The sequence below is a fragment of the Bacteroides sp. genome, from assembly GCF_052357945.1.
Classification (GTDB): Bacteria; Bacteroidota; Bacteroidia; order Bacteroidales; family Bacteroidaceae; genus Bacteroides.
The window spans coordinates 1-8,681 of the sequence record NZ_DAWCXD010000179.1; the positions used below are offsets into that span (position 1 = coordinate 1).

General features: G+C 32.4%; 5 protein-coding genes. All 5 read right to left on the reverse strand.

Features of this window, described 5'->3' with window-relative positions; translation table 11 throughout:
• Positions 1 to 221 precede the first annotated feature (221 nt).
• Positions 222 to 1,892, reverse strand: coding sequence for a hypothetical protein (locus ACT8YW_RS20410; protein WP_444106966.1), 1,671 nt, complete (start codon positions 1,890 to 1,892; stop codon positions 222 to 224).
• Between the two features lie 81 nt (positions 1,893 to 1,973).
• Complete coding sequence (locus ACT8YW_RS20415; protein ID WP_444106967.1) at positions 1,974 to 3,518, reverse strand: hypothetical protein; 1,545 nt, start codon at positions 3,516 to 3,518, stop codon at positions 1,974 to 1,976.
• Entirely contained in the window at positions 3,511 to 3,987 is a 477-nt protein-coding gene (locus ACT8YW_RS20420) for a very short patch repair endonuclease (RefSeq protein WP_118935647.1), read from the reverse strand. Before ACT8YW_RS20420 ends, ACT8YW_RS20415 begins: the two co-directional genes overlap by 8 nt.
• A gap of 40 nt (positions 3,988 to 4,027) precedes the next feature.
• The gene (locus tag ACT8YW_RS20425; RefSeq protein ID WP_228683637.1) at positions 4,028 to 6,946 is read right to left on the reverse strand and encodes a DEAD/DEAH box helicase; all 2,919 of its coding nucleotides are present in this window, start codon (positions 6,944 to 6,946) and stop codon (positions 4,028 to 4,030) included.
• 10 nt (positions 6,947 to 6,956) lie between these two features.
• A partial coding sequence (locus ACT8YW_RS20430) for a DUF2357 domain-containing protein (RefSeq protein ID WP_444106968.1) occupies positions 6,957 to 8,681 on the reverse strand: 1,725 nt, incomplete at its 5' end.

Sequence of the window (8,681 nt, forward strand, 5' to 3'; positions counted from 1 at the left end):
CGGGTGAATGCTGGTTATGGTCTTCTACTGAAGTGGAAGGGCAAAAGGAGAATAAGGCTTGGCTTTATTCCATGCAGTCAAGTACTATTCAGGAAGCGCCGAAAGATCAAGCGCATAAGTTCAGGCCTGTAATTTCTGTATATAAGACCCAATAAGATAAAAGTCTAAATATAGCTACTATAATTATACCAATAGCTATATTTAGACTATCTTCTTTAGTCTTAACTTGATATAATTACAGCTAAAGGATTACCTGAATCATTTCTATCCGTTGACATATTAAACCTCACATCAAGAAATTCTTTTATAGCTTCGAAGTTTGGAAACTTGGCTTTATTTTCAAGATTAAATGCTTTCAAAACAGTTACACAAGTACTTTTCAACTGAAAATCAAAATCTTCACTTTTAAATGCATCAATAGGGAATTCTACATAACAATCTTTTTCATCTAATTCTAGAAAATAAGAGAAGAGTTCATTGATTCTTTCCCTTTTTTCTTTTTCGTCACTTAAATTGAAAGTAGCTAATTTTTTATTAGCTTTATAGCTTAGCATAAAGTTCATCATCGCTAAAATGATAAACCAATCTTGCCATCCATCCTTTCGCAATTTATTTACTAATTTATGAAATTCTACATTTTCTATAAGTTTCTCCAATGTAATATGGATATATTTTTGAGATAACTTATATCTATCAGAAATATACTTTAATGATAATTCCTGGTTATACTTTTTGCTTAAATCTGATTTCCATTTTAAAATATTATTTTCTTTTGGAAGATTTTTAATGGAAACTTTTGGACAAGTAAAGTACTGCCTTTGTAATGAATCAAATGTTTCTTGATTAAACACTAAACGATACATTTTCTGATATGCATTCAAAGATAAAGTTTTTGTAGGAAGAGAATTCTGTTTAAAAAAACTTTCAAATAAATATTGAAAATCAGTATCGGGTAGTAGACTGATTCTGTTTAATATTATCATTAAAATAGTAACAAATGAAGCATTATTAAAATTTATCTCCTCAGGATTTTTTCCATCGAAATATGGGACAAAGACTTTCCAATGGAAAGAATCATCTGAAGGGAGTTCTTCTGGAGAATTTATACTATTATTGATCTCAATTTCTATTTTAACATTACCTTTGGTTAAGTGAAAATCAATATCAGACAAAGCAACTTCACATAGTAATATTTGAAGTATTGAAATAAACTCTTCTGCAATGGAATTTGTAATAAAATCATTGTTAAAGGATACTTCCCATCTGCTACCTAATGCTGCAAAATTTACAATCCTTTTGTGTCCTATATCTTTCAAAGGGTTATCTGTTAGTTTTGCAGAAATAAGTGTCTCCAAAGAGTCTATTGTTGACTTGTTTTGTAAAAATTCTTGCCATATTGGACATATGTATTCTTCATTAATATATCCCAATTTATTTTTTTCATCTTCTATTAAATACTTTAATTCTGGATGAATTAAAGTACTGGTGTAAGTAATTAATGCATAATTACCTATTGATTTTAATGGCATCGTTAGCTTATCTTCGAAATCAATAGGATTAGGATATAATTCATGACGTGCTTTAATATATTCCCGAAAGTCAATAAGAGCACTCATCCAACTACCTTGTTTAAAGTCTGCATTGAATAACATTCCTAATGAATCTGCAATTCTTCTTAACAGTTTTTCTTCTCCGTTATATACACTTAGCCACACACCAGAAAGAGCATAATACTTTGCTGCAAAGTTCATATCCATCCCTGCATAAAGTTGTGAAATATTTAATAGTGCAAGAATATATCCTTCTACTGTTTCTTGATGACTCCATAAATCTTTCGCTCTATGAAAATGACTTAATGCTTTTAAACAAAATACAGGTTCTTTCTTGCCCAAATATGCAACACCTCTATCAATTTGATTTTTTCCAGCTTGATAATCACCTTGTCTTTTCTGAAAACTATCAACTAATTTATCTCAGAACCCTTCTAAAATGTCAATTAATTCAAAATCTGGTTCTCCCGGTATATTTAATATTAGTTTTATATATTCATTAATTCTTGAACTTAACTGACTAACATTGTAATATGTAGCTTCATTTAAAAGAATTAATATATGCTTAAAAAGCACTTTAATCTCTTCTAACAAATTCTCTTTATGTAAGAATATGTAACGGAATAATTTAAAAGTAACTAAATTTTCAAGAAGATGACAGATTTCGCTAGGATTATTGGATGATCCCAAATGTCTATTAATTAATTCCTCTAGCTTATTTTCCCAATCAGTTATTGTATCCACTTCTATGTTTGCTTTTCCTAAAGTAACAGCAGATCTAACTACACTTAAAATGTTTTGAGCATTTTCAATATCATTGGCATTCCTAAAGTTCTCAAAATCATTAAAATACTCCTTAATATACATATCCGAGCTCATTAAATCTCCTAATGGGGGTTCATTTGGCCCAGAAAATTTTATTTGTAACCAGATATATTCATATAATGCTTTCATTTTAAACTCAATAGGAGTGTCAATATCGTCAATGTACCATTTTAATATTTTTAACCATAAATCAGAATGATTAAAAAGGTATTTATGATGTCGACAATGTTGTACAGCATCTACAATTTCATAGAATTCTCCTATTATGAAAATATTTATTTTATCAATATTATTCCACCTGTTGTAAGTTTCAATATACCATTTATCCTTTTCATTACGACTTACATTTAAAATATGAAATTCAAGTTCAGCATTTGTCAATTTTCTTTTTCTAGGATCAGATTCAGATGCTTTTTTCCAAACGATATTATAGAGTAATCCAAAGATAGAAGATATGTCATCGTTTTTAATATCGAATTTAAGATTCAATATTGCTTTGTCTATGTCTTCTTTGATTTTTTTAACTTCTGTCTCTGAGTCAACATTCAAGAATCTCCATTTTATTCTTTTAGTAAAATCATTCCAATCTTTTTGTTTTAGTCCTTTAAAAATAGATAAAGCTTCTTCTATTGTTCCGGCATCCACTTTGTCTTTTAATACTTTTGCTTGATCTTGTACATACTCAGAAACTATTTCTTTTACTTTATTTGAACATCTATTTAACAATTCATTTGGAATAGAATTTTGATTTATATACCATTCACGTAACAATTCAGCCTCATTATCTAAATATTTTTTCGCAATAGTTGTATTTGCTTCAAATACGAATTCTTTATCCAAATTACTATAATCTGATTTAACATGAAGCATAAAGAAATGCGCTATACATTTTATAATCTCTTCACTCTTAAAAGAAAAATTAGACGAATATAGTTTTATCTGTCTAAATTTTGCGGATTTTGCAATTTCATTTTTTTGGAAAACATCATCTTCAAAATCACAAAAAATTTCCTCCTGTATTCCATCTTGAAAATTTTGCAACCAGATTTTTAAGGTCATTAGGATTTGATACTGATATCCTCTTAACGAAGCAGTTGCATCAGTGTCTTTTGTGAAAATATAAAGTTTTGAAATTTTATTCATATAGCATATTTTGATATATATTAGTAGGTTTTACGCTTCTATCACTTAAAAAAATATGATTAAGCGTATACTCCAGTGATTTTAAAGTCTGTTCACGAAGTGCTGGTTTCAATTGGCATTCCCATACTGTTATGCAGTGCCATCCCATGGATGCAAGCTCTTTTTGCTCTTTTAGGTCACGCTCCTTATTTTTTTGGATTTTGTTCTTCCAAAACTCTGAATTTGTTTTCGGTAGTACAAAATATTTGCATCCGTCATGCCCATGCCAGAAACAGCCGTTTACAAATATTACAGCTCTGTATTTCCGTAATACCAGATCAGGATGCCCAGGCAGACGAGGATGATTCAGCCGGTAGCGGAAGCCTCGGCTGAACAAGAACTTACGGACTAGTAATTCCGGTTTTGTATTCTTGCCACGTATAGCAGACATATTTTTATGTCTCTGTTCCTTTGTTAATCGATCTGCCATAATTCATTAGTACGTTAAATATTAATGGATAACTTGTATATTATTTGCTGCAAATAACACGGCAATCAATATTAGCCATCTCATGAAGTACTCGGACTGTATTACCTAATAAAATTTTCATTTCGTGAGTACATTCTGATTTGCTCATACCAGGTTGTACAATAACCACGTGAAAGCGTAATTCCTTCTTGTTTGATGCCTCTTCACGTAACTTAATAATATCTTTAATGTTACCTTTTAATAAACTGCTGCTTTTTCCTTTTTGCTCTTTTTTTTCGTTTCTTCTCAAGATGTGATCAAAAACTTTATATCCACCAATATATTTCCAACGAACTGATTTTTGAGCTTGACCACATACTTGATATAGATTCTCAATACTTTTTGAAATTTTCCCTCCTTTAGCGTATTTCAAATGGAAAAGAGTAATATCAATAACTCTTTCAGCATTATTTATTCCCACTAAATCAGCAATTTCACCACTTCCGTCATCATCAATAAGATATTCATATTGATCCCAAATATTCTGTGACATATAATATTGTATAGAATCTGTTTCATATGGTGCTGAATGCTGAGATTCTTTTGACAAATCAACATTTTCCCAGGACAAAGTTGTAATCAAGTCCTCAGGTATTTCATCAGCATGACGCTTTGGCTTACAATAATTAACGCCATAAGAGATACTGTCATCAGCATAAAAAATTGTCATAGGACTATCTTCAAAGAAATCTTCCAAAGATTCATCTAAATTGCCTTTATAAAACTTAATTTCACTCCCACTTATTTTAGTATATATTATTTTTTGATTATTAATAGTCATCTTATATTTACAATAACTATCTTCATATCTAAAGCTGAACAGAATATCTTTACCAATAGTGGTATCTTCTTCTATTGTCAAATCTAATTCATCAAAGCTAAGTATATTATCTCCCAACTTAAGCATTAGGGCGTAATGTTCATATATTTCAGGATTCCAATCCATACTAATTGGAACAACATTGGGAAAAGATGACATTTTCTCAAATTTAAGCGTATTCTGTAGAACAATGTTAGGATCAATGCGTTCATCAGAAATAATTCTACCGACTTCTTTGCACCATTCCTGATAATGCTGTAAATCAGCTCTTTCCCTAGACCACACTTTTCCTTTACAGGAACATCCTATGCTTGTAAGATGGCCATTTCTATAACCTACACCAAAAATGTTGTTTTTCTGTAATCTGCCTTGTGTTAATAAATCCAAACCATCTTGTACACTACTCCCATAGTATGATTGATATGAAATGTCTTTTCCTTTAGGAAGCCTTGCACCAACATTAAATAATCGGAGTCTGAGTACATTTGAGAAAACTCTAAACATCTTATCATCCTGATATTTTATGGGATTAGAGAATAAATGTTTTAGAAAACTTTCTCCATTCAGTTTTATTGAGGAGTTAAGGTATATTCTTCTATATTGAGCATCAAAATAAACCACTATTATTTCCCAATTTAGATTTTGAACAGTTTGAGTATCTCCCCATAATACATTTGTTTTTTTTCCAAGAACTATTACAAGAGTATCATTTGATTTTGAATGCAATATGTAGTTGTACTGTTTGGAATTATTAAGGGCTTTTTTCCAATTTCCGAAAGAAGTCGTTGTTGAGTTTGTGATAAATATCTCTGCACTTAATGCAGGACGGATATCTTCTAAAGAAATCTCATCTTTCAAATCTCCGTGAAAATCACTTAAAAAAGAAGATAAAGACTGCTTTTGTGTTGCCGCTTCATCATTTAATCTAGGTAAAATATAATTCCAGTCAGCATCCATTTGATACAAAGAATTGATTTCTTCTTTCAATGGTGGATATGCAATGTTTATAATAAAACTAGCAGTTCCGAGTTTTATATCATTGGTTCTAGTAAAGCGTCCGATAAATTGTAATGTAACCGCAAGACTCTGTCTTTCATCATGAATTGCAGCTATTTTTAGTTGAGGTAAGTCATATCCTTCTCCCAACATATTGACACATATAATAATACGATGTTTTTTTTCTTTAATAGCTTTCAATATGGCATAAGCACCAGGCATACCACTATACACAACAACAGGAGAATACTTATCGTAGTGTTTGTAAACTTTGTAAACTTGTTCTGCACGTGTCTTACTTTTGCATCTGGCCATAATTATATGGTCAAATCCTTGTGCTAAATCTGACTCTAAAACAGAAACAGCTTTTGCTGCGATAGCTTTGTCAGCTTCTTCTTCTGAATATTTGGTTATTTGATAATTATTTATCTTTTGATAGTATCCTTGCTCTTGGGCTTTTCTTAGAGAGAAATTAAAAATGACTTTTCCAGACAATTTTTGCCCATCATTTCTAAATGGAGTTGCAGTAAACATTACAACATTCTTTGGTGGAAAGACCTTAATAAAGGCATCCCATGTCTGCGCTTTTGAATGATGTGCTTCATCCACAAATAAAAATGATATTTTTTCTCTAAGATAAGATCTGATTTGAGGAGATATTTTTTCTGCAGACGCCATTGTTGTTATAATGACATTTGACTCATCAATTATCTTTTTCCATTCCAAATCATCCAACGCATTCTTTATCATAGAAACAATAGGCATCTTGATGTCATAAGGAACTACTCCTAAATCTTTCAACAGTCCCAATTTCTTGAATTTCCTGCATGTTTGACTACGAAGAGCATCCGAAGGTACTATTACAAAAACCTTTTTACAAACATTTGCAACAAGAAAGGCTAACATTGTTTCAGTTTTACCAGTCCCCGTTGGCATTACAATGATTGCACTTTCATTACCATCTTCAACATGTGCCAATAAAGCATGCAATGCACCGATTTGAGGTGAGCGTAAGCCTTTACTGGAACAGGTTTCTTTTTTAAATAGAAACTGGCCTTGCCACGAATCGGCAATTTCATCGGAAGTAAGTTTCTCTATGCCCATAAGATTTGAATTAAATTTTATCAATTAAAAATTCTCCCAAAATATCGAATGTCGTATCAATGAATGTGTTATTCGCCATCTTACTTGTATTGATTGGCTGGAATTCATTATATTGTTCACGAACAAATCGCAATTCGAAAGCAAGGCGAAGATCATCCTTACCTTCTTCTCCTTCAGTTTGTTTCGCTTCTTTAGCAGTAATGGTCCTAACCCGTACAATCTCATATACATCACGAATTCCCTGTCCTTTCATGTAAGGCATGAAATAATGTAGGTCTTGTAATGCTATAGTAGTCGGAAAATGACTGCCTGTGTAATATAGAGTTGCAGTACCGTCAAGAAAACTTTGTAAATATCCTTTACGGCTACTATTTGTAACCAATCCTATCAAGACACGGTTGCCCACTTCTACGAATGTACCTTTCTGTGGTATCACACGATTGATTATTTCAGTTGATTTCTTGTTTATAAGTTCGGCAACGAAGTGTTGTAAAAGTTTTCTGTTTTCTTTGTCTTTAGGTCGTAATGGAAATGCACCGATATTCACTTCTTTTATTGACTTGTAGAACCTAGACATCTGCACATCCATCGGTTCTCCATCACCAGGAAACAGGATGTACCCACCAATAACTTCTTTCTTTAATGGAGCATAATCATATTCTTTATAATAAATGGCATCACGGTAACGGTGCATCTGATTAATGGTATCATCAGGTGGTACATCCACATTACCTTCTTTCCCCTCAATACGATATTTTGCGTCAAACAGGTACGTGAATTTCATTTTATTATGCAGATCGTTCTTTGTCAACTGTAAAACAATATCAGGCTTCTGGGGAACGGTAGGAACCACAAGATTACTCATCCCGATTGAAGTGTTTTCCTGATCTGTAGTCTTAGGATTATACACCAACTCAGCCAGCTCCACATTGTCTTTTTTGAAGAGAATTCGCGAATGCTCACCTTTACCTAATTCCCATGTAAAGACTCCATTCATCTCCATGCGATTGCGATGTTCAACCTCCTCGTTTGTCAAATGCAATTGCTCTTTCACTATATGACTTACCTCTATAAAACACCATATCTCATATAGAGTGGCTATGTCCTTTGTTTGGAGACGGAACATTCCATCATAAAGCGAATATCCACGTCTGAGCAGATTCCATGTGCGATAGACTTGACTATATCCAGTTGCTTTATGTAGTATTAAACTCTCTTGATTAAAACCTTTGAATCGCCCGACTGTTCGGAAAAAGGGATTACGTTGCAAGCGTTGAAGTCTGATAAATACATCAGTCATCTCATTTTTCTTTACTTCTGAAATATTATTCAGCCCTTCAATTCTTTTTTTCAGAGACTCATATTTCTTGGTTATCTGATCCAAAGCAAATTTGAGGAAACGATTTTCTTGCGTGTCGTTATTCTGTACCTGTTCCTCCACACGGTATAAATGAGTACTTTCCTTACGGTGTTCAGCCAGTTCGTTCTCTATACCTCTTGGTATAATTTTCAATCTATCTGCACGCACATAAACTTCCTGTCCACGTAATCTGTGTCGTGGCCTCTCAATTATATTCTTGCAGGCACATATGAACTTCTCCTGTTCTTCGGAAAAAATACTCCACCACACAATTTCCGGTGTATCTCCGTTCTGTTCTGGGGAAAAGCCATGGTAAGTACGCTTCATATAATCGAGCGAAAGCATACGATATTCACGTTCAATATCTTCAAGAAT